The sequence below is a fragment of the Micromonospora sp. M42 genome, from assembly GCF_000568915.1.
Lineage (GTDB): Bacteria > Actinomycetota > Actinomycetes > Mycobacteriales > Micromonosporaceae > Micromonospora > Micromonospora chalcea.
The window spans coordinates 6,402,033-6,421,911 of record NZ_KK037233.1 but is presented as its reverse complement, the minus strand read 5'-3'; the positions used below and the strand labels follow the sequence as shown (position 1 = coordinate 6,421,911).

Annotated in this window: 23 protein-coding genes and 1 pseudogene; 10 read left to right on the top strand and 14 right to left on the bottom strand. The window is 74.0% G+C overall.

The features are described 5' to 3' along the window. The first annotated feature begins 64 nt into the window (after positions 1 to 64). Both MCBG_RS29775 and MCBG_RS29770 read left to right on the top strand, forming a co-directional pair. Positions 65 to 1,033: a trypsin-like serine peptidase gene (locus MCBG_RS29775; protein ID WP_043329682.1), complete on the top strand. Its 969-nt coding sequence runs from the start codon at positions 65 to 67 to the stop codon at positions 1,031 to 1,033. Between the two features lie 73 nt (positions 1,034 to 1,106). Next, entirely contained in the window at positions 1,107 to 1,313 is a 207-nt protein-coding gene (locus MCBG_RS29770; RefSeq protein WP_043329680.1) for a hypothetical protein, read from the top strand. A 109-nt stretch (positions 1,314 to 1,422) separates the two neighbouring features. Here the strand turns inward: MCBG_RS29770 and MCBG_RS29765 are convergent, their stop codons facing one another. Together MCBG_RS29765 and MCBG_RS29760 are read right to left on the bottom strand one after the other, a co-directional pair. Beyond that, positions 1,423 to 1,653, bottom strand: coding sequence for a hypothetical protein (locus MCBG_RS29765; RefSeq protein WP_043329678.1), 231 nt, complete (start codon positions 1,651 to 1,653; stop codon positions 1,423 to 1,425). Between the two features lie 56 nt (positions 1,654 to 1,709). After that, entirely contained in the window at positions 1,710 to 2,114 is a 405-nt protein-coding gene (locus MCBG_RS29760) for an SRPBCC family protein (protein WP_043329676.1), read from the bottom strand. Positions 2,115 to 2,198: 84 nt separating this feature from the next. Here MCBG_RS29760 and MCBG_RS29755 point away from each other — a divergent pair, with 84 nt between their 5' ends. Together MCBG_RS29755 and MCBG_RS29750 are read left to right on the top strand one after the other, a co-directional pair. After that, positions 2,199 to 2,669, top strand: coding sequence for a YfbM family protein (locus MCBG_RS29755; RefSeq protein ID WP_223201379.1), 471 nt, complete (start codon positions 2,199 to 2,201; stop codon positions 2,667 to 2,669). 82 nt (positions 2,670 to 2,751) lie between these two features. Then, a complete protein-coding gene (locus MCBG_RS29750; RefSeq protein ID WP_043329672.1) occupies positions 2,752 to 3,528 on the top strand; it encodes a hypothetical protein in 777 nt (258 codons plus the stop codon). A 146-nt stretch (positions 3,529 to 3,674) separates the two neighbouring features. On the opposite strand, the gene MCBG_RS29745 is transcribed toward MCBG_RS29750, so the two are convergent. Then, on the bottom strand, positions 3,675 to 4,406 hold the full coding sequence (locus MCBG_RS29745) for an SDR family NAD(P)-dependent oxidoreductase (RefSeq protein WP_223201378.1): 732 nt from the start codon (positions 4,404 to 4,406) through the stop codon (positions 3,675 to 3,677). Positions 4,407 to 4,501: 95 nt separating this feature from the next. On the opposite strand from MCBG_RS29745, the gene MCBG_RS29740 reads away from it, so the two are divergent. Beyond that, positions 4,502 to 5,350 (top strand): LysR family transcriptional regulator, encoded by an 849-nt coding sequence (locus MCBG_RS29740; protein WP_043329670.1) that lies wholly within the window; start codon positions 4,502 to 4,504, stop codon positions 5,348 to 5,350. 9 nt (positions 5,351 to 5,359) lie between these two features. Here the strand turns inward: MCBG_RS29740 and MCBG_RS29735 are convergent, their stop codons facing one another. From MCBG_RS29735 to MCBG_RS29700, 8 genes are all read right to left on the bottom strand, one after another. Continuing rightward, positions 5,360 to 5,842, bottom strand: a complete 483-nt coding sequence (locus tag MCBG_RS29735) for a GNAT family N-acetyltransferase (RefSeq protein ID WP_043329668.1) — start codon at positions 5,840 to 5,842, stop codon at positions 5,360 to 5,362. Between the two features lie 11 nt (positions 5,843 to 5,853). Beyond that, positions 5,854 to 6,462, bottom strand: a complete 609-nt coding sequence (locus MCBG_RS29730) for a GTP-binding protein (protein WP_043329666.1) — start codon at positions 6,460 to 6,462, stop codon at positions 5,854 to 5,856. After that, positions 6,443 to 6,832, bottom strand: a complete 390-nt coding sequence (locus tag MCBG_RS29725) for a DUF742 domain-containing protein (protein WP_030503284.1) — start codon at positions 6,830 to 6,832, stop codon at positions 6,443 to 6,445. The genes MCBG_RS29730 and MCBG_RS29725 overlap by 20 nt, the downstream gene beginning before the upstream one ends. Continuing rightward, positions 6,829 to 7,254, bottom strand: a complete 426-nt coding sequence (locus MCBG_RS29720; protein ID WP_030503283.1) for a roadblock/LC7 domain-containing protein — start codon at positions 7,252 to 7,254, stop codon at positions 6,829 to 6,831. The genes MCBG_RS29725 and MCBG_RS29720 overlap by 4 nt, the downstream gene beginning before the upstream one ends. A 178-nt stretch (positions 7,255 to 7,432) precedes the next feature. Next, the gene (locus MCBG_RS29715) at positions 7,433 to 9,799 is read right to left on the bottom strand and encodes a sensor histidine kinase (RefSeq protein ID WP_223201377.1); all 2,367 of its coding nucleotides are present in this window, start codon (positions 9,797 to 9,799) and stop codon (positions 7,433 to 7,435) included. An 80-nt stretch (positions 9,800 to 9,879) separates the two neighbouring features. Then, positions 9,880 to 11,427, bottom strand: a complete 1,548-nt coding sequence (locus MCBG_RS29710) for a prenyltransferase/squalene oxidase repeat-containing protein (protein ID WP_043329664.1) — start codon at positions 11,425 to 11,427, stop codon at positions 9,880 to 9,882. After that, positions 11,424 to 12,299, bottom strand: coding sequence for a terpene synthase family protein (locus MCBG_RS29705; protein WP_043329662.1), 876 nt, complete (start codon positions 12,297 to 12,299; stop codon positions 11,424 to 11,426). The genes MCBG_RS29710 and MCBG_RS29705 overlap by 4 nt, the downstream gene beginning before the upstream one ends. Next, positions 12,296 to 13,633 (bottom strand): cytochrome P450, encoded by a 1,338-nt coding sequence (locus tag MCBG_RS29700; protein WP_176722849.1) that lies wholly within the window; start codon positions 13,631 to 13,633, stop codon positions 12,296 to 12,298. Before MCBG_RS29700 ends, MCBG_RS29705 begins: the two co-directional genes overlap by 4 nt. Positions 13,634 to 13,944: 311 nt before the next feature. Here MCBG_RS29700 and MCBG_RS29695 point away from each other — a divergent pair, with 311 nt between their 5' ends. Beyond that, positions 13,945 to 14,193: a DUF2630 family protein gene (locus tag MCBG_RS29695; RefSeq protein WP_030503278.1), complete on the top strand. Its 249-nt coding sequence runs from the start codon at positions 13,945 to 13,947 to the stop codon at positions 14,191 to 14,193. Positions 14,194 to 14,244: 51 nt separating this feature from the next. Here MCBG_RS29695 and MCBG_RS29690 read toward each other — a convergent pair whose 3' ends face one another. The 3 genes from MCBG_RS29690 to MCBG_RS29680 all read right to left on the bottom strand — a co-directional run bounded on the left by MCBG_RS29690 (position 14,245) and on the right by MCBG_RS29680 (position 16,915). Further along, positions 14,245 to 15,171, bottom strand: a complete 927-nt coding sequence (locus tag MCBG_RS29690; RefSeq protein ID WP_043329659.1) for a serine protein kinase RIO — start codon at positions 15,169 to 15,171, stop codon at positions 14,245 to 14,247. Positions 15,172 to 15,368: 197 nt separating this feature from the next. Then, on the bottom strand, positions 15,369 to 16,013 hold the full coding sequence (locus tag MCBG_RS29685; protein WP_030503276.1) for an HAD family hydrolase: 645 nt from the start codon (positions 16,011 to 16,013) through the stop codon (positions 15,369 to 15,371). Positions 16,014 to 16,069: 56 nt separating this feature from the next. Further along, positions 16,070 to 16,915: a carbon-nitrogen hydrolase family protein gene (locus MCBG_RS29680; RefSeq protein WP_043329657.1), complete on the bottom strand. Its 846-nt coding sequence runs from the start codon at positions 16,913 to 16,915 to the stop codon at positions 16,070 to 16,072. Positions 16,916 to 17,019: 104 nt separating this feature from the next. On the opposite strand from MCBG_RS29680, the gene MCBG_RS29675 reads away from it, so the two are divergent. From MCBG_RS29675 to MCBG_RS29660, 4 genes and pseudogenes are all read left to right on the top strand, one after another. Then, positions 17,020 to 17,592 carry a TetR/AcrR family transcriptional regulator gene (locus tag MCBG_RS29675; protein WP_030503274.1) on the top strand — a complete coding sequence of 191 codons (573 nt, stop codon included), beginning with the start codon at positions 17,020 to 17,022 and terminating at the stop codon, positions 17,590 to 17,592. A 102-nt stretch (positions 17,593 to 17,694) separates the two neighbouring features. Beyond that, positions 17,695 to 18,597 carry a TIGR04222 domain-containing membrane protein gene (locus tag MCBG_RS29670; protein WP_043329655.1) on the top strand — a complete coding sequence of 301 codons (903 nt, stop codon included), beginning with the start codon at positions 17,695 to 17,697 and terminating at the stop codon, positions 18,595 to 18,597. Next, positions 18,594 to 19,412 carry an MbnB/TglH/ChrH family RiPP precursor modification enzyme gene (locus tag MCBG_RS29665; protein ID WP_043331136.1) on the top strand — a complete coding sequence of 273 codons (819 nt, stop codon included), beginning with the start codon at positions 18,594 to 18,596 and terminating at the stop codon, positions 19,410 to 19,412. The genes MCBG_RS29670 and MCBG_RS29665 overlap by 4 nt, the downstream gene beginning before the upstream one ends. Next, positions 19,409 to 19,853 (top strand): annotated as a pseudogene (locus MCBG_RS29660) (hypothetical protein). Before MCBG_RS29665 ends, MCBG_RS29660 begins: the two are co-directional and overlap by 4 nt. Positions 19,854 to 19,879: the final 26 nt, after the last annotated feature.

Genomic DNA, 19,879 nt, shown 5'->3' with positions numbered 1-19,879 from the left:
ACATCGCGATGAACAACGGGGCGCTCCAGTTTCGATCCGGGAATCGAAAACTGGGAAGGATTTCATGAAGACGACGATCAGACTTCTGGCCCTGCCGGCCCTGATCCTGCCGACGATCCTCGCCGGCACTCCGGCTCAGGCCGCCACCGACACCACCTCCGGCACCGCTGCTCCGGCCGCGGTGACCTCGATCGAGCGCAAGGTGGGGTCGTCGGCCGGGCAGGCCAGGGCATACTGGACGGCCGAGCGGATGGCGGCGGCCACTCCCGCCGACGAGGTGGAGAAGGCCGCCGGCCCGGTCACCCAGAGCCCCACGGCGGAGCGGGTACGGCGCTTCGCGGAGGCGGTGGCGCCGAAGGACGGCAGCGGCTTCGGCGCCCAGCTCAACGAGTCGATCACGGTGGGGAAGATCTTCTACACCAGCTCGACCGACGGCCTGGGCCATTACTGCTCGGCGAGCGTGGTGAACAGCCCGGCGCGCAACATGGTCTTCACCGCCGCGCACTGCGTGCACGACGGGCCGGGCCGGGACTGGCACACCGCGAACTGGATGTTCGTGCCGTCCTACCGCAACGGCGCGCAGCCGTACGGCACCTGGGACTGGTCCACGCTGGCGGTGCCCAGCGGCTGGATCAGCACCCGCGAGCGGCAGTACGACGTGGCGGTCGCGCTCGTCTACGGCAGCCGGTCGATCGTGGACGCGGTCGGCGCGAACGGCCTGCTCACCGGCGGTGGGCGCGCGTACCACTACGACGTCTTCGGCTACCCGAGCAACAAGGACAGCGGCGAGATCCAGTGGGTCTGCTCGGGCACGTCGCGGGACGCGGGCAGCAACCGGATCGAGATGAACTGCGGCTTCGGGGGCGGTTCGAGCGGCGGCCCGTGGTACTACAGCTACGACAACACCACCAGGCGCGGTGACGTGCACGGGGTGATGAGCTACTCGAGCGGCACGAACACGAACGGCTCGCCGTACTTCTCCGCCGCGGTGGTGGGGACGCTCTACAACACGTACGCGAACGACACCTGGTGAACGACGGTCCGCCTGGTGTGCCGCCGGCGCACCAGGCGGACCGGCACCGGTCGACCGGTCCGGAGGAGGCGACATGTCACATCGTGTACTGCTCGGCGCGGCCGCCGTCGCGGCGCTCGCCGTGGCTGTGGCCGTCGTGGTCGTCGCGGCGCGCGACGGCGGCGCGGCGCGGCCGGCGCCGCCCGGCCCGGTGGTCGCTACCCACAATCCGAGCCCGGGTGCCACCGACCCGTCCGAATACTGGACGAGGGAACGAATGCGGGACGCGATCGGCGACTGAATCAAGAATTGCATTCGGCGCCCAGGTGCGTCGAATTTCGTCCCGCTCACGATCACCGGCCGAGCCCGGCGCGCAATTCCCATTTCAGGGGCGTGAGTGCCGCTTGCGTTCACGGGACGGTATCGGAGTAGACCTCGACGTCGTAGAGCAGTTGCACGTTGCGGCGTCCGTTGGTGATGCCGACGAAGACCGGGTCACCGGCCGGGGTGCGGCCCTGGCGCCACACCTGCTCCCGGGCCGCTTCCCGCGACTCGTGATGCACGCCGCCCTCGCGATGCGTCTGCAGGACGCGGCGGGCGGTGGTCGGGTCGCTGTCGAGGTGGATCCGCAGCAGGGGCATGACGCGCCCTCCTTGCCACTGTCGGGGCCGGACTGCCGACTGACCACGCGCGCCTCTCAGCCGGCGGCGCTCTCCAGCACGGCCTTGAGCCGGGCCAGATCCGCCTCGACCAGCGCGGTGTCCCGGTCGAAGTCCGTGTCGCTCATGCCGGGCATCCGGCGCAGGCTGAACACCACCTCGGTGGCGTTGCCGTCGGCGATGGCGCGCAACGGCACGTACACCGTCTCGCCCGACGGCGTCCGCACCTCGTGGTCGAGCACGCCGTACTCGTTGGCCGGGGCGAACGTGAGCCGCGCCCGCCCTTCGGGTGTGTCCACGAACCACTGGCCGTCGATGAGGTTCACCGAACCGCCGAGGCCCGGCGCCCAGCGGGGCAGGTTCGCCGGGTCGGCGGCGAAGGCGTAGACCTCCGCGACCGGACGGTCGATGTGGACGGCGAGGTGGCGGGTGTCAGTGGCCATGCGCCGATGGTGCCATGCCTGTCGCAAGCGCACGCTACGCTGCCGCCGATTCCGACCGGCACCCCCGAGAGGCACCCCGTGGGCATGATCTTCAACGCACGTCGGCTGTCCGCCGAGGAGCTGGCGGCGGTCCTCGCCGACCCGGAGAAGGTCGACACCCTGTTCCAGGGTGGCCCGGACGAGCTCGACCTCGACAAGGCGTGGCACGGGCTGCACTACCTACTGACCGGCGACACGTACGAGATCCGGGGCGACGCCGGGCCGGCCGTCCTGGGTGGTGACCCGATCGGGCCGGACCTGGGGATGGGCCCGGCCCGGCTGCTGATGCCCGACGCCGTCCGCGCTGTGGCCGGCGGGCTCGACGCGATCGACGAGGCGACGCTGCGGGCCCGCTTCGACCCGGCAGCCTTGTCGGAGGCCGAGATCTACCCGCACATCTGGGACGACGGCGCCGACGAGTTCGACGCCTACCTGCTGCCGAACTTCACCGCGCTGCGCGACTTCTACCGCGCCGCGGCCGACCACGGGGACGGCATGCTGCTCGCCATCACGTGACCCGCGCCCGAAGTGGGCCGCCGGAAACGAACCGGGGGAAAGCGGGTACGCGCCGACGAACGGGCGCCGGTAGCGTGCCGGCGTGGGACTCGACGCGTTCGTGTACTGCCGGTGTTGGCAGGACGGCCTCACCACGCCGTGCCCGGTCGGACCGGTCGGCATCGACGAGGACGGCTGTCTCGCGCTGTTGCGGCAGTGGGAGGGCAACGAGGCCGCGCACCGCACGTTCGACGCCTGGCTGGCGGAGGCGTGCCCGCACAAGGCCATGGAGCAGGCGAGCGAGCACGTTTCCAACTGGGCCGGCGTACGCCTGTTCCAGCAGGCGCTACGCGCCGCCGGCCCGGAGCGCTTCCCGACGCTCGCCACCGCGCTGCCGAACCTCAACGGCGGCTCGCTGCCGGCCGAGCGGGCGGCGGTGGCGCTCGCCGAGCTGGACGCGTTCGCGCGCACCGATCGGATCACCGACGGGGTCGAACTGATCGACGAGGCGACCGGCCGGGTGCTGATGCAGTACGTCGAGAGCTACCACGGGGTGTTCATGCTCGGCCCGGACTTCCGGGCCGGGGTAGATCCGGACGGCTTCTTCGTCGTCGACACCGCCGACCCGCCCGCCACGCTGTTCCGGGCCGTCCGGTTCGGCCAGCGGCCGCTGCCCGGCGACCGGGTGGAGCTCACCGCCGGCGGGACACGGACGGTGCTGGCGATGCGACCCGTGGGCGAGCACGGCGAGCCGCCGCCCGAACGGCTCGCGGTACGGACCCGGAGCCGGTCGGGCAGCGACTTCGCCTACATCGTGGAGCCGCTGCGCCGGCTGTGCGCGGCGTCGGTGGCGACCGGCAACCCGGTCATGTGGTTCTGACGGGCCACCCTCGACAGCCGGTCCGCACCGCGCTCTGATGGACCACCGCATGTCTGGGCGTGTCGTCCGGGGAAGATGACGTCACCTGAGAGCGGTATACCCCGCCGTGAGCGTCACGCTCAGTCACGTCTAGAAGCTGACCGGAGTCACCACGGGATCGTGCCCGCGTCCTCGAAGTAGCCGCCGGTCGGCCCGTCGTCGGGCAGCGTCGCGAGCCGGATCGCGATCGCCGCTCCCTGCTGCGGGGTCCGCACACCGCGGAAGCTGTTGAGGTCGGTGGCGGTGAAGCCCGGGCAGGCGGCGTTGATCAGGATGCCGGTGTCCGCCAGCGCCCGCGCGTACTGGATGGTCACCGCGTTGAGCATGCTCTTCGACGGTGAGTACGCCACCGACAGCGGCCCGGTCTGGTCCTCTCCGGTGGAGGCGCTCTGCCGGGTCAGCGAGCCGACACCGCTGGACATGTTGACGATCCGGGGCGACGCCGAGCGGCGCAGCAGCGGCAGCATCGCCTCGGTCACCCGGACCACCCCGATCACGTTCACCTCGACGGCGGTCCGGATGGTCGCGAGGTCGACGTCGCCCGGGTGCTGCGGCACGCCACCTGTCACGCCCGCGTTGTTGACGAGCACGTCCAGACCGCCGGCCTCCGTCTCCAGCAGCCGGGCGGCGGCGGAAACGCTCGCGTCGTCGGTGACGTCCAGCGGTACGCCGAACGCGTCCACGCCGCCCGCGCGCAGCTTCGCCACCGCCTCGGCGAGCCGCCGCTCGTCCCGGGCGCCGACGCCCCACCCGCCAGCCGAGCGCGCCCAGGCCGGCCGCGATCTCGTACCCGATTCCTTGTTCGCGCCGGTCACCAGCGCGATCGTCCGTTCGCTCATGCCCTCGATCCTGTCCGCGGGCCGCGCGGGCCTCCAACACCGCTTCGGTGGCGCGCGATACCCGGAAGGCATCGATGCGGCGGTACGGTGGCGGGATGGAGACGCGGGAGCTTCGCTACTTCGTGGCGGTCGCCGAGGAGCTGCACTTCGGCCGCGCCGCGCGCCGCCTGGGCATCGCCCAGCCGCCGCTGTCGCGAGCGATCCGGCAGCTCGAACGCCGTCTCGGCGTGACTCTGCTGGAGCGGGACAGCCGCAGCGTCGCGCTCACCGCGGCCGGGTCGGTGCTGCTGCGGGAGGGCCGGGCCGCACTCGACGCCGTGGCCGCCGCCGACCGCCGCACCCGACGCGCCGGGCAGGCCGCTACCGGTGGCCCCGGGCTGGTGCTGGCGACCAAGACCGGGGCGTCGAGCGAGCTGCTGCCGAAACTGCTCGGCGCGTACGCCGCCGAGCCGGACGCGGTCCCGGTCGAGGTTCTGCTGTGCGGCATCGGCGAGCAGGAACGGCTGCTGCGCGACGGGCGGGCCGACGTGGCGCTGCTGCACCTGCCGTACGACTCGACGACCGGGCTGGACACCGAAGAGCTGATCACCGAGCCGCAGGTGGCGATCCTGCCGGCCGGGCATCCGCTGGCCCGGCGACCGCACCTGCTGATGGCCGAGGTGGAGGCGCTGCCGGGCCTGCCCATGCCGCGCTGGCCCCGGGCCGACGGGTCGTATCCGGACGGGCCCGGCCCCGAGGTCCGGGACCACGCCCAGTTGTTCCAGCTCATCGCGCTCGGCCGGACCGTGGTGGTGCTGCCGGAGTCGGCCCGGTCGCTGCTGCTCGCCGACCTGGCCACCGTGCCGGTGCCGGACGCGCCGGCGGTGACCACAGTCATCGCGTGGCCACCGCACAGCCGGTCCCGGGCGCTGGCCGGCCTGATCCGGACCGCCACCCGCCTCTGACGCCCGCGCCTAGGCCCGCAGGTCCTTGCGCATCTGCTGGGTGACCACCCGGTATCCCGACGTCTCGTACAGCTTGCGCGCCGTCTCGTTGGTACCGAAGACGTTCAGCTCCAGCGCCTGGGCGCCGTGCTCCCGGGCCGCCCGCTCTCCCGCCGCGAGCAGCGCCCGCCCGAGCCCCCGGCCCCGGTGCCCGGCGGCCACCTCGATGTCGTAGAGGAACGCGCAGTCGGCGAGACCGCGCGGGTGGGTCAGGCCGATCCACAGCCAGCCGACCGGTGAGCCGTCGGCAAGCTCGCCGACCAGGAACAGCATGCCGGGCGTGGCCATGCCCTGCGGCAGGAAGCCGGCGGTGGCCTCCCGGGCCCGGTCGAGCGCCTCCTCGGGCGCCCAGTTGCCGGCCGTGACGTGCTCGCGCGCGTACCCGGCGGCCAGCTCGTCCTGCCAGCTGTCGAACTCCTCCGGTGACATCGCCCGGACACTCAGCTCGGTCATGCGACGCAGCCTCAGTCGCCGGCGGCGCGGCGGCGCGCCTCGCGCAGCTTCATGGCGTGTTCCAGCAGCGTGATCAGCACCTCCTTGGCCGACTCACGCTTGCGCGCGTCGCACAGCACCACAGGTACGCCCGGGTCCAGGTCGAGCGCCGCCTGCACCTCGTCGAGCCGGAACTTCTTGGCCCCCTCGAAGCAGTTCACCGCCACCACGAACGGCGTGCCGCGCCCCTCGAAGTAGTCGATCGACGGGAAGCAGTCCGCCAGGCGGCGCGTGTCGGCGAGCACCACCGCCCCGAGCGCGCCGAGCGCCAGCTCGTCCCAGACGAACCAGAACCGGTCCTGCCCGGGCGTGCCGAACAGGTAGAGCACCAGGTCGTCGCTGATGGTGATCCGGCCGAAGTCCATCGCCACGGTGGTGGTCGACTTCTCCTCCACGCCGGACAGGTCGTCGATGCCGATCCCGGTTTCGGTCAGCACCTCCTCGGTGCGCAGCGGCTTGGTCTCGCTGACCGCGCCCACCATGGTGGTCTTGCCGACGCCGAACCCGCCCGCGATCAGGATCTTGATCGCGGTGGGCAGCGGCCCGGCGCCCGCCGGCCGCTCAGAGCGCCCGTAGTCCATTGATAACCGCCTCGAAAACGTGCTCGTCGGGAAGGCCGGCGGTGGTCGCGCGCGGCTCGCGTACCTGCACCAGACTGCGGGCGGCCAGGTCTCCGAGGAGGACCCGGACCGTGCCCACCGGCAGGTCGAGATGGGCGGCGATCTCGGCCACGGAGAGAATCCGCTGGCAGAGGCCGACTATCGCCACGTGCTCCGGGCCCAGCCCGGACTCCGACCCGACATCCGTGCGGGTCGCGGTGACCAGCGAGATCAGGTCGAACGTGCCGGTCACCGGGCGGGCCCGGCCGCCGGTGACCGCGTACGGGCGCACCACCGGGCCGGCGTGGTCGTCCACCCACTCCTGCTCCGCGGACTCCCCCCGGCCGGTCATCGTGCCGCGTTCTCGCCGAGGGGCTGTTCCCGGGTCGGTGACGCGACGAACCGGCCGACCCGGGTGACGAGCATGGCCATCTCGTACGCGATCAGGCCGACGTCCGCGTCCTCCGAGGCCAGCACCGCCAGGCAGGCGTTACGCCCGGCCGCTGTGACGAACAGGAAGGAGGACTGCATCTCGATGATGGTCTGCTGCACCTGCCCGCCGCCGAACCGCTTGCCCGCGCCACGGGCCAGGCTCTGGATGCCCGCCGCCATGGCGGCCAGGTGCTCGCCGTCGTCCCGGCTCAATCCGCGGGACGAGGCCATCAGCAGTCCGTCGGTGGAGAGCGCCACGGCGTGCTCCGCCTGCTTGACCCGGCCGACCAGGTCATCCAGCAGCCACGTCAGATCCGCGCTCGAAGCCGTCTTCTGCGCCACTCGTCGTCCTCTTCTTTCCGGCTGTGTGCCGTCAGCTTCCGGTTTCCGTCGCGTCGACGTCCCGGTCAGGTAACCTGCTCGTCCGCGTCGGCCGGCGCACCGCCGGCCCCCTGAGCCCCGCCGAGCAGGCGCGCGGCATCGGTACGGCCGCGTCGGGTGCCGCTCTGGTAGGAGCTCATCATCCGGCGCACCTGCTCCGGTGCACGCGCCGTGTCATCGTCGGCGGCGTCGTCGTCCGCCTCGGTCTGGTCGTGCCGCAGTTCCGGCGCGAGGCTGGCCTGGCGTACCCGGACCGGTAGTCCCGCGTCGGTGACCGGCGTCGTCTCCGCCTCGGTCTCCGGCTCCGTCGCCGGCGACGCCTCCGCCGCGTCGGTCGTGGCGGCGGGCCGCCGCTCCACCACCGCCAGCTCCGTGGTGGGCCCGGCCACCGCGGCTGCCGCTTGCGGGTACGCGCCGGCAGCCCGGACGGGGTCAGCCGGGGCGCCCGCGTCACCGGCTCCGGCACCTGCGGGGCGGGCTCGGCCGGCTGGTCCGGTTCGGCGGCGCCGTCCGGGCCGGACGGGATCGCCGGCCCGTCGCCGGCCGGAGTGCTCCGCACCGAATCCGGCGCGGGCGCCACGGGCAGGGCCGTCCCGGGTGCGGGAAGGGCCTCGGCCGCGTCGGCGCCGTCAGCGGTGATCAGTTCACGCGGGATCAGCACCACGGCGGTGGTCCCGCCGTACGCGGATTCCTTGAGCTGCACCTTGACGCCGTGCCGCTCGGTGAGCCGGCTGACCACGAACAGGCCCAGCCGGGCGGCGTCGGCCAGGTTCAGCTCGGACCGGTCGACGATGCGCGCGTTGGCGGCGGCCAGCTCGTCGGGGCTCATGCCGAGGCCCCGGTCCTCGATCTCGATGGCGAAGCCGTTCGCCACGAGCTGACCGCGAACCTCGACAGTGGTCTGCGGCGGCGAGAAGGAGAGCCCGTTCTCGATCAGCTCGGCCAGCAGGTGGATGACGTCACCGACGGCGCGGCCGGTCAGCGACACCTCGCCGAGCGGGCGCACCGTGACCCGGGTGTAGTCCTCGACCTCGGCTACCGCGCCGCGGACCACGTCGACCATCGGCACGTTGCGTCGCCAGGCCCGGCCGGGCGTGGAGCCGGAGAGCACGATCAGGTTCTCCGCGTTGCGCCGCATCCGGGTGGCCAGGTGGTCGACCCGGAACAGGTCCTCCAGCTCCTCGGCGTCGTGTTCCCGGCGTTCCATCGCGTCCAGCAGCGTGAGCTGCCGGTGCACGAGCGCCTGGGTGCGCCGGGCCAGGCTGAGGAAGACGTCGCGTACGCTGCGGCGCAGCTCGGCCTGCTCGACGGCGGTGCGGACGGCGGTCTCCTGCACGACGTTGAACGCCTTGCCCACCTGGCCGATCTCGTCGTCGCCGAACTGCAACGGCGGCGCCTCGCGGGCGACGTCCACCTCGTCGCCGCGGCCCAGCCGCTCCACCACGCTCGGCAGCCGCTCGTGCGCCAGGTTGAAGGCCGCCTCGCGCAGCCGTTCGAGCTGCCGCACCAGCGACCGGGCCGTGGTGATCGAGACGACCACGGAGGCGATGACGGCGAGCAGGCCGAGACCGGCGGCGAGCACCAGCCGCACGATGACGCCGATCGCTACCGGCATCGCCCGGGACACGATGTCCTCGCCGCCGGCCAGGATCACCCCGCGCAGGTCGGCCATCGCCTGCTCGGCGGCGGCCTGCCACGCCGCCGCGGTCACCGGCGGGCGCACGTCGGCGCCCTTGGCCGCGAGGACCCGGTCCTGAAGGGTCTGCAACTGCTGGAACGCGTCGCCCTCGACCATCCGCTCGAAGCGTGCGCGGTCGGTCGGGGCGAGCTCCCGGGCGGTGCGGTCGGCGAGGAACCACTGCGCGCCGACCAGGCGGGCGAACGCGGTCTGCTCGGCCACGGTGATCCGGTTGGCCGCGATCGCGCCGGTGATCAGCGCGTCCTGTTGGGACAGCAGCTCCCGGGACCGGTTGAGGTCGATGAGCGCGGCGGTGTCCTTGGCGATCTCGTCGTCGTCGAGGCCGCCGAGCGCGTCGAAGACGGCGAAGATCGCGTCGACCGCCTCGTCGTACGCGGTGAGCGTGGCGGTGCGGTCGATGGTCTTGCGGCTGACGTCGGCGCGTACCTGGCCGATCTGGTCCAGCTCGGTCTTCAGCTCACCGAGCCGCTGCATCAGCTCCTCGCTGGCCGGGATCTCGGTACGCCAGTCCTGCACCGAGCGCCACAGCGCGGTGGCGGTCTCGTCGGTACGGGCGCGCTGGGCGTCCAGCTCCCGCAGCCGGCCCGGATCGGACTCGCCCAGATAGCGCAGCGACAGCCGCCGCTCGGCCTGCAGCTCCTGCAGCAGCGGGTCGCTCGGCTCGAAGACGCGCGCGTTGAGCGTCTGCACGCCGAGCAGGTTGAACCCGTCCCGCACGGTCACCCACGCGGCGAACGCCCAGAGCGCGGTCAGCGACGCCAGCAGCGCGATGATCTTCGTACGGAGATTCGTACTGCGGGAACCCATCACACCGTCCTGGCCCGGTCTACGGTCGGTCCGAAATCCGATCGACTCCGGCGCACGCTAGCAGCCGTCGTGAACTCCATTCAAGCGATCCTGATCATGGTGGGTCCGGCCTCGACGGCGCGGCCGGAGGCCGCCAGCACCGCCGCGCGCACGATCTGCGTCGGGCGGTAGAGATCCTTGTCGTGCCATAGTGCCGGTTCGTCGTCGCATCCGTCCAGCTCGGACAGTCGACGGCGTCCGCGGGCGAGCGCCGCGGCGATCCGCGCGTCCCCGGAACGGCCCGCGCCGGCCAGGGCGAGCACCGCGTACGCGGTCTCCTCGGCGGTGCCGTGCCACAGTCCCCAGGAGCCGTCCGGGCGCTGCGTGTCCAGCAGCCAGGCGACGCCCCGCTCGACGGCGGCACGCGCCGTGCCGTCGGGCGCGTGGTCGGCCAGCGCCAGCAGCACCGCGTACGTGGCGTAGCAGGCCGAGGCGTGCCAGCGGTCCTCCCAGCGCCCGTCCGGCTGCTGCCGCTCCACCAGCCACTCGGTGACCCGGCGGCGGGCGCCGGTGACGCCGGGTCCGCTCGGCTGCTCGCCGAGCGCGTCGAGCACGTGCGCGTTAGTGGTCAGCGACGCGCCGTCCTCCCCCGGCCAGGTGCAGAAGTGCCGCCCGGTGTCGAACCCGGCCAGCGGCCTGACGCCGGGGGCGCGGCCCAGCCGGGCCAGCGCGTAGAGCGCGACAGCTGTGGTGTCCGCGTCGGCGGGCAGGCCGGGCGCGGTGGCCGCGCCGGACGGGCCGACGGCGGCGCGCAGCTCGGTGAGCACCGGCTCGGGCGCGCCGACCGGCACACCGGCCCGGACCAGGATGCCGAGCACCCAGGCGCGCTCGAAGACGGTGATCGGGCTGGCGCAGGGCACCGGGCCGGGCCGGGCCACCGCGCGCAGGTAGTCCAGCGCCGCTCCGGGCTCCGGACGGCCCAGCCAGGCGGCAGTGGCGGCCGGGGAGGCGCCCACCGCGCCGCTGGCCGAGGGACGCACGCCGGCCGCCCGGTACGCCAGCTCACCGGCGACCTCCAGCGCGTGCGCCAGCTTCTCCGGCACGGGCCGCCCGGCGGCCAGCAGCGCGCGTACCCGGGTCAGGCGGGCCGGGTCGAGACCGGCCGGCAGCGGCAGGCGGGGCCGGCCGGCCCACTCGGCCAGCCCGGGTGGCGGCCCGGCCGGTCCGGTGAGGTGCCGGTCCACGGCGGTGAGCAGCGCGGGCACGATCAGGTCGGTGGCCGGCAGGTCGGGCGGGGCGTCGCCGCGCAGCGCGCCGGACAGGAACGTCAGGCCCCGGTGGGCCGCGGCGGCCGGCACGGCGGCCGGGCCGTCGCGGCGCAGCACGGTCAGCAGCGCCTCGACCGCGCTCAGCGTCGGCACCAGCGCGTACCCGCCGGGACCGCCCCAGCCGCCGTCCGGCCGCTGCCGGGCCAGCAGCCAGGCCAGGCGCCGGTCGTGGCCGTCCAGCCAGGGCGCGAGCGCGACCAGCCGGGCGGTCTCGTAGACCGACGGCGACGTCTGCCCGGCCGGCTCGCCGGTGAGCGCGGCGACCAGGTCGTGCGCGGTCCCGGACCGGGTGGCGGGCACCGATCCGGCGGTGAGCGTCACCGCACGCCCCAGAAGTCGGTGTTGCGGTAGAAGCCGGTGGTGAAGCCGAGCTGCCGGGACAGGAAGTCGGCTTCCCGGGGCGCCTCACCGGCCAGCTTCGCCAGCCGGACGCGGCAGTGGTCGACCTGCTCGGCGAACCGCCGCTCGACCTCGGCCGGGTCGTCCACCAGCAGCAGCGCGTTGAGGTCGCCGGACTCGGCGTCGCGGCGGTGGGTGCCGAGGTCGTTCACCAGCCGCAGGGCCCGCTGCACCTCGTCGCTGACGGCGACCGCGTGGTCCATCGCCTCGGCGGTGGACACCGATCCGGTGTGGATCCAGTGCGCCACGTTGACCACTGTGGCGGCGAGGTTGTCGGCGTTTGCGAGGTAGTCGGCGAGCGTGGGGCGGCCGGTGCGCCGCCAGTCCCACTCGCGGGCCATCGCGCCGAGCGTGCGTTCCATCGCCGCACGCCAGTGGCCGCGCAGCGCCGGGTAGCCGGGCGCGGCGGCCACGTCGTCGCGCAGCTCGGCCAGGAACCGGCCCAGTGGGTCGTCGGTGCCGGCGCCGTCGAGCACGTCCAGGCAGACGCCGGTGATCCGGTCGACCTCGGCCCGGCTGGTGGCCTGGTGGTCGACCAGCCAGTCCACGGCGAAGCCCCAGAGCACGGCGCGGTTGGTCACGGCCAGCTCGGCGGCGCTGTGCCAGGGGGCGCTGAACGCCATCGCCTGGGCGATGCTGCTGAACAGCGTCGCGTCGAACGGGTCCGCGGGGAACAGCTCCGGGTGCGCGGCGGCGGCCTTGCGCAGGCCGCGCTGGCCCTGCGCGGCGAGCGCGCAGACCCGGCCCTGCTCCGCGGCGACGGCGAGTGAATCCGGTGTCGGCCCGTCGGTCATGCCCGCTCCGCCCGCCCGGCCGCGACGAGTGTCAGCTCCACCCGCTCGCGCGGCCGCAGCGCCGCGGCCAGCCGCAACCCGGGTACGCCGGGGCGGTGCAGCCGGAACCGGTAGCGGCTGAGCATGGTGGCGAGGATGAGCTGCGCCTCCAGGTAGAACAGGTACATGCCGAGGCACTGGTGCGGCCCACCGCCGAACGGGAAGTGGGCGTACCGGTGCCGGGCCCGGACCCGCTCGGGCCGGAACCGTTCCGGGTCGAACTCGTCCGGACGGTCCCAGAACTGCCGCATCCGCTGGGTGATCAGCGGGCTGACCGCCATCGTGGCGCCGGGCTCGATCGGCACGCCGTCGATGACGTCCCCGGCGACCGCGCGGCGCGGGATGATCCATCCGATCGGGTAGAGCCGCAGCAGTTCGTCCAGCACCATCCGGGTGTACGTGAGCCGGCTCAGATGCTCGCGACGTACCGGCTCGCCCCCGACCACCTCGTCGATCTCGGCGTAGAGCCGCTCGGCCACCTCGGGGTGCTGGTCCAGGTGCGGCCAGGCCCAGGTCAGCACGTTGATCGTGGTCTCGGTGGTGGCGGCGAACATGGCCACTGTGTCGTTGCGGACCTGCCGCTCGTCGAGCTGCCGCCCGTCGTCGGTGCGGGCCTGCCAGAGCGTCGAGATGACGTCGTCGCCCTGGTCGGCGGACTCGCGGGTCTCGCGGACGATCGGCACCAGCACGTCGTCCACGATGCGTACGGCACGGGCGAACGTGCGGTCGCCCGGCATCGGCAGCGACAGCGGCGCGAACGGCACGATGATGCGGGGAATGACGGCGGTGGCGATCCGGTCCTGCGCCTCGATCACGCGCATCGCGTCCGGCACCGAGATGCGGTCGGCGAAGAGCACCTTCATGATCGCCCGGCTGACGATGCGCGCCTGCTCCACGCCGATGTCGACCGGACGGCCGGCGCGGGCCGGCTCGTCCAGCTCGTCGACCGCGTCGCGGATCGCGTCGGCCATGCCGTCGACCAGAGCCTCGACCCGTTTGGCGGTGAACATCGGCTGGAGCATGCGCCGGCTGGCCGACCAGATCTGCCCCTCGCCGAGGATGCCCTCGCCGAACAGCCGCTTGACCGGACGCCAGAACAGCCCGTCGCCTGCTCGTTCGTAGTTGTCCGCCCGGTCGCGCAGGACGTGCTGCACGTGCTTGGGGTGGGTGACGAGGTAGGGGCGGAACGAGCCGAGGTTCAGCCGGACCAGTTCACCTTCGGTACGGTTGCCGATGTCGATGAGCGCCCGGGCGGGGTCGCGGAGCACCGCCGGCAGGATCTGCCGCAGCGGCACGGTTCGGGGTCGGCCGGTGGGTCCCGGTGTGTCCGTTGGTTCGGGCACCTGAACGCTCCCTCGGTTGACTCAGGGTCGCGGCTTCGTATCGACCCGTGACGTTGCTCGCGAGCATGCCATCCTGAGCCGCAGATCAAAAGGCAGGTCGGAGGATATTTCACGCAACAACAATCTCTTTGTCGAGAATGGAGCCCGTGGGATGTGCGTCACTCCCGTACACAGTGGTGGTTGCGGAGCGCGAGCAGCGCTCACCTATCGCGGACGCCGGCAGAACGCGGGCGCGGACCCGTCCGCTGTGCCAAGCTTCGGGCATGGACGACAAGACCATCCTGAGCCGGATCTCGGAACTCGTCGACGAGGAGCACCGGCTGCGGGCCGACGCGCAGCAGCACGAGTCCGGCACCGACGACGAGGCCCGGGAGCGGCTGCGGGCCCTGGAGGAGTCCCTGGACCAGTGCTGGGACCTGCTGCGCCGTCGCCGGGCCGCGCGCCAGGCGCACGGCGACCCGGACGCCCAGGGCGAGCGCCCGGTGCCGGAGGTCGAGCGCTACCTGCAATGACCCGCACGGGTGGGCGTCCCGGGCGGCTCGACCACCCGGGACGCCCGCCCGTCAGCGGATCCCCGCCTCCCGCAGCAGCGCCTCGGTGAGCGCCTCCGGATCGGTGACGGTGGCCGGCATGCCGCGGGCGGCGAACCAGGCGGCCACCACCCGCACGTCCCGGCCCAGGAACTCGCCGCCCTGCGGGTTGGCCACCACGTCGACCACCTGCGGCAGGTCGATCATCACCAGCCGGCCCGCGTGCACCAGCAGGTTGTACGGAGACAGGTCGCCGTGGGCGTACCCGGCCCGGGCCAGCACGGTGAGCGCCTCGACCAGCTGATCCCACAGGTCACGCAGCTCGGCGGCGTCGGGCCGGACCTGCGCCAGCCGTGGCGCGGCCTCCCCCGCCTCGGCGTCGCCGACGAACTCCAGCATCAGCTCGGTGCCGAGCAGCTGCACCGGATAGGGCACCGCGATCCGCCCGGAGGCGGCGCCGATCTCCCAGAGCTGGGACAGCGCGGCGAACTCGGCCGCCGCCCACTGCCCGGCGATCATCTGCCGGCCGAACGCGGTCCGGCCGGTCATCGCCCGCATCTCCCGCGACCGGCGTACCCGGCGGCCCTCCAGGTAACCGGCGTCGCGGTGGAAGAGCCGGTGCTGGGCGTCGCGGTACCGCTTGACCGCCAGCAGGCACGAGCGGTCGGTGTCCGGCACGGCGCGGCGGACCAGGTGGACGTCCGCCTCCTTGCCGGTCTTGAGCACCCCCAGCTCGGTGTCCCGGGCGGCCAGTTCGGTGACCAGCCAGTCCGGGTACGGCTCGGGGCCATGGACGGCCCGGTCCCAGGAGGACCAGCTGTCCTCCGCGTCGGGCTCGGCGTCCGGGTCGGCGAGGGTCGGCGTGGGCCGCCCCCGCTTCAGGAAGTCGGTTTCGTCGTCGTCGAAGCGGCTCTTGCCGCGGCCACGGCGCTGCGGCGCCGGGAAGTCATGATCGCGCACGGGTGGATCTGTCCTTCGATCGAGGCTGGTGGAGGCAGGTGGTACGACCCTGCGAAAACGGCCATGACCGACCTCCTCTCCTCGACCGGGCACCCCCGGCTGCGCACTCGCGCGGCACCATGCTCGTACGCGCCCCGGCGCGGGTCAACGGATTTCCGCGCGGTGCCGCCGCGCTGCCTGCCAGCCCGCGCCGCCGGTCAGCCGGCCAGCACTGCGGCGACGGCCGCGATCAGCCCGTCCTCGATCCGGGTCGGCGCGAACCGGGGGTCCGACCAGCGGCGTCCCCGATGCAGCCAGACGCTGGGCAGGCCCACCGCGGTCGCGCCGCCGATGTCCGCCTCCGGGCTGTCGCCGACCACCCACGCGCCACGCAACGGCATCCGGGCCCGCTGGGCGGCGAGCGCGAAGATCCTCGGATTCGGCTTGCTGACGCCGGCCTCCTCCGAGATCACCCAGTCGGCGACGTAGCGGTCCAGGCCGGTCTTGCGGATCTTGGCGTCCTGCTGACGGGACGCGCCGTTGGTGACCACCACCGGCACCCAGCCGGCGTCGGCGGCGATCCGCAGCGCGCAGGCCACCAGCGGATCGAGCCGCATGTGCGCCACCACGCCGTCGTGCAGCTCGTCCACCAGGTCGATCGAGGGGATGCGCAGCGCGTACCGGTCGCGGATCGCGTCCGCGACGTCCCACCTGTTGGTCAGCCCGTCGGCGTCCACCGACACCAGCCAGTCGAGGTCGGCGGGCGGCGCGCCGATGCCCGCCAGGAAGCGTTCTCCCCAGACACGGAACGGCCCGTCGCGGTCCAGCAGGGTGTTGTCCAGATCGAGCAGGAGCAACGGCACTTGGGCACCCTACGGGAACGCTCCGAGCACCGACAGGGCCCCGGGCCCAGCCACGGTCAGGCGACGAGCGCCGTACGGGCCGCGCCGGCGTCCACCGGCCGGTCGAGCAGCATGGTGTGCGCCGCGCGGGTGGCCGCCAGCGCGTCCGGGTCCAGCGTCGCCACCAGCACGTCCTCGCCGGTGTCGGCGCCCCGCGCCAGCGGCCGGCCCTCCGGGTCGTACACCGCCGCGCCGCCGTTGAACCGCCAGGGGTCCGCGCCGCCGACCGCGTTGGCGAACACGACGTACATCGTGTTGTCCAGCGCCCGGGCGGCGTAGTAGAGGTCGCGGCGGTGCGCCGAGCCGGCCAGGTAGCCGCTCGGGCAGAGGTACCCGTGCGCGCCGTCCCCGGCCGCCGCCCGCGCGTGCTCCGGGAAGCAGCCGTCGTAGCAGACGCCCAGGCCCAGCCGCCACGTGTCGACTTCGAGCGTGGCGCCCCGGCGGCCGGCGTCGAACAGCTCGCGCTCGCCGCTCCAGAGCTGCTGCTTGTCGTACGCGGCGGTGACCGTGCCGGCCGGGTCCACCACGAGCGAGGAGATGGTGCGCCGCCGGTCGGGGTGGCGGACGGCGGCGCCGATCACCACTGCCGCGCCCGCGTCGGCGGCGGCGGTCCGCAGCGGGTCCAGCCGGGGGTCGGCGACCCGGCCGTCGGCGTCGGCGGCCACGTCGGTGCCCTCCGGGTCGGCGCCCAGCGTCGGCGGGTGGTACGCCGGCAGGAACAGCTCGGGCAGCACCACGACCCGGGCGCCCTCGGCCCGGGCGACGAGGCGGGCGGCGGCGCGGGCGTTGCCGGCGACGTCACCGGGGACGGGCTGGGCCTGGACGGCGGCGACGGTGAGCGGGCGCGCGGGAAGGGCGGTCACACGCCGATCCTAACCATCGGACGCGGCCGGATGATCTTCCGAAATCGCATCTCAAGCCGTACGTACGGTTTGCATCACGCGGTTCCACCTGCGACGATCCGTTCGTGCCCAGAGTAAGTCAGGACCAGCTCGACGCGCGCCGGCAGGAGATCCTCGCGGCGGCGCGGGCGTGTTTCGCCCGGCACGGCTACGAGGGCGCCACAGTGCGGCGGCTGGAGGAGGCCACCGGCCTGTCCCGGGGCGCGATCTTCCACCACTTCCGGGACAAGGACTCCCTGTTCCTCGCCGTCGCCGAGGACGACGCCGCCGCCATGGTGGAGACGGTCGCCCGCAACGGCCTGGTGCAGGTCATGCGCGACCTGCTGGCCCGGGCGGTCTCGCCCGACACGACCGGCTGGCTCGGCAGCCAGCTGGAGGTCTCGCGCCGGCTGCGTACCGACCCGGCCTTCGCCAAGCGCTGGGCGGAGCGTTCCGAAGCCATCGCCGCGGCGACCCGGGAGCGCCTGGTACGCCAGCGCGAGGCCGGCGTGCTGCGCGACGACGTCCCGATCGACGTGCTGGCCCAGTTCCTGGAGCTGGCCTACGACGGCTTGGTGCTGCACCTGGCGATGGGCCGCCCGGCCGGCGACCTGGCCCGGGTGCTCGACCTGGTCGAGGAGGCAGTGCGCCGGCACTGAGCCCGCCGGTCTCGGTCCGGTAACTGCGCCGCTCCAGGAGATCGACTCTGGCACGCCTGCTCCACAATGAGCCGCGACCCCTCCTCGCGACAGGAGCAGACGATGACCCCCTCCGACACCTGGGGCATCCCCGGCCCCGTATTCCTGCGCTGGTACCTCCTGCTCGCCGTCGTCCTGGTCATCGGCGCGATCGTGTACCGGCGTCGGATGCTGGCCGGCACGCCGGTGACCGATCACGGCGCGCTGGGTCCGCAGCAGGTCGCCTACCTCAACGGCGGCGACCAGCTCGCCGTCTGGGCCACGCTCGGCGCGCTGCGCCACGCGGGCGCGGTCGGCGTACGACCCGACCGGCGGCTCACCACCGGCGGTCCGCTGCCGGCCGGGGCCACCCCGCTGGACCAGGCGGTCCACCACGCGGCGAGCCGCGGCCTGCGGACCCGGGACCTGGCCGCCGACGAGTGGGTGCGGCGCGCGCTCGACGAGCTGCGCGACGGCCTGGTACGCCGGGGCCTGGCCCTGGACCAGGAGCGGCGCCGGACGCTGCGGCGCGGCGCGCTGCTGATCGGCTTCCTGCTGGCAATTGGCGTCGTGCGTGCGATCTCCGGCCTGCTCAACGACCGGCCCACCGGCTGGCTGCTGCTCAGCCTGTTCCCGCTCGGCCTCGCGTTCCTGCTGCTCAACCGCGTGCCCTGGCGTACCCGGGCGGCCACCGCCGCGCTGAACGACATGCGCCGCCGGCACGCCTGGCTGCGACCGGCCGCCTCCCCCGCGTACGCCACGTACGGCGCGACGGACGTGGCGCTGGGCGTGGCGCTGTTCGGCACCGCCACGCTCTGGACCATGGATCCGGGCTTCGCCGAGCAGGCCGAGATCCAACGGCAGGCGATGGGCAACGTCGGCGGCGCGAGCTCCGGCACCTCCTGTGGAGGCGGCGCCTCCACGTGCGGCGGTGGCAGCTCCTGCGGCGGAGGCGGTGGCTGCGGCGGAGGCGGGTGCGGCGGATGAGCGGCCCGTCCGGCGTCGGCATCGGCTGGCGTCCCGAGATCGCCGGTTTCGTGGCCGGGCTGCCGGGGCTGCGTTTCGTCGAGGTGGTCGCGGAGGCGGTCGCACCGGCCGGGCCGCTCCCGGACGGGCTCGCCGAGCTGCGCGGACGCGGCGTCGATGTCGTACCCCACGGGGTGCGGCTGTCCCTCGGCGGCGCGGAACCGGTCGATCCGGCCCGGGTGGCGCACCTGGCCGCGGTGGCCGCGGCCCTGGACGCGCCGCTGGTGAGTGAGCACATCGCGTTCGTGCGGGCCGGCGGTCTGGAGGCCGGTCACCTGCTGCCGCTGCCGCGCAGCCGCCAGGCGGTCGCCGCGGTGGTGGCGAACGTGCGGCGGACGCAGGCGGAGCTGCCGGTGCCGCTGGCCCTGGAGCCGATCGCCGCGCTCTTCGACTGGCCCGACGACGAGCTGGACGAGGCGGACTTCCTCACCGAGATCCTCGACGCCACCGGCGCGCTGCTGCTGCTCGACGTCGCGAACGTGCACGCCAACGCCCGCAACCGGGGCGGCGAGCCGACCGCGCTGCTGGACCGGCTGCCACTGGAACGCATCGCCTACGCGCACGTCGCGGGCGGCGCCGAACACGGCGGCTTCTACCACGACACGCACACCGACCCGGTGCCCGCCACCGTGCTGGACCTGGTCCGCGAGCTGTGCCGGCGGCGCCAGCCGCCCGCGTTGCTGCTGGAACGCGACGGGCACTACCCGCCCGCCGCCGAGCTGCGCGCGGAGCTCGACGCGCTCGCCGCCGCCTCCGGCCACCCGGCGGTCACGTGAGCGGCGACCTGGCGGCCCGGCAGGCCGAGCTGGTCGCCGCGCTCGTCGCCGGTGGACCGCTGCCGCCCGGCTTCGCACCGGCCCCGGTCGAGGCGGCCCGCCGGGCGCTGCTGCGCAAGCGGGCCGCGGACGTGGCCCGGCACTGGCCGCTGCTCGCCGCCGGCCTCGTCTCAAATGGCCGGCGACGTTCACCACGTGGGCGGACGGACCCCCTCGAACGGCTCCCTGCGCGACGGCTGGGACCTGGCCCGCGAGCTGCGCGACCGGGGCACGCTGCCGCCGCTGGGCGCGGAGGAGCTGGCCGCGCGCGAGGCCGCGAGCCGCTACGACGGCCACCGCCCGCCCCGGCCCCGCCGGATGCCGGCCGTCGCCCGGGCCGGCGGCGCCGTCGCGGCCCAGTTCGCCGGCCGGGTACGCCTGCTGCGGCCCGCCCCGCGCTGACACGCGCCCCCGGGTACGGCAGGATC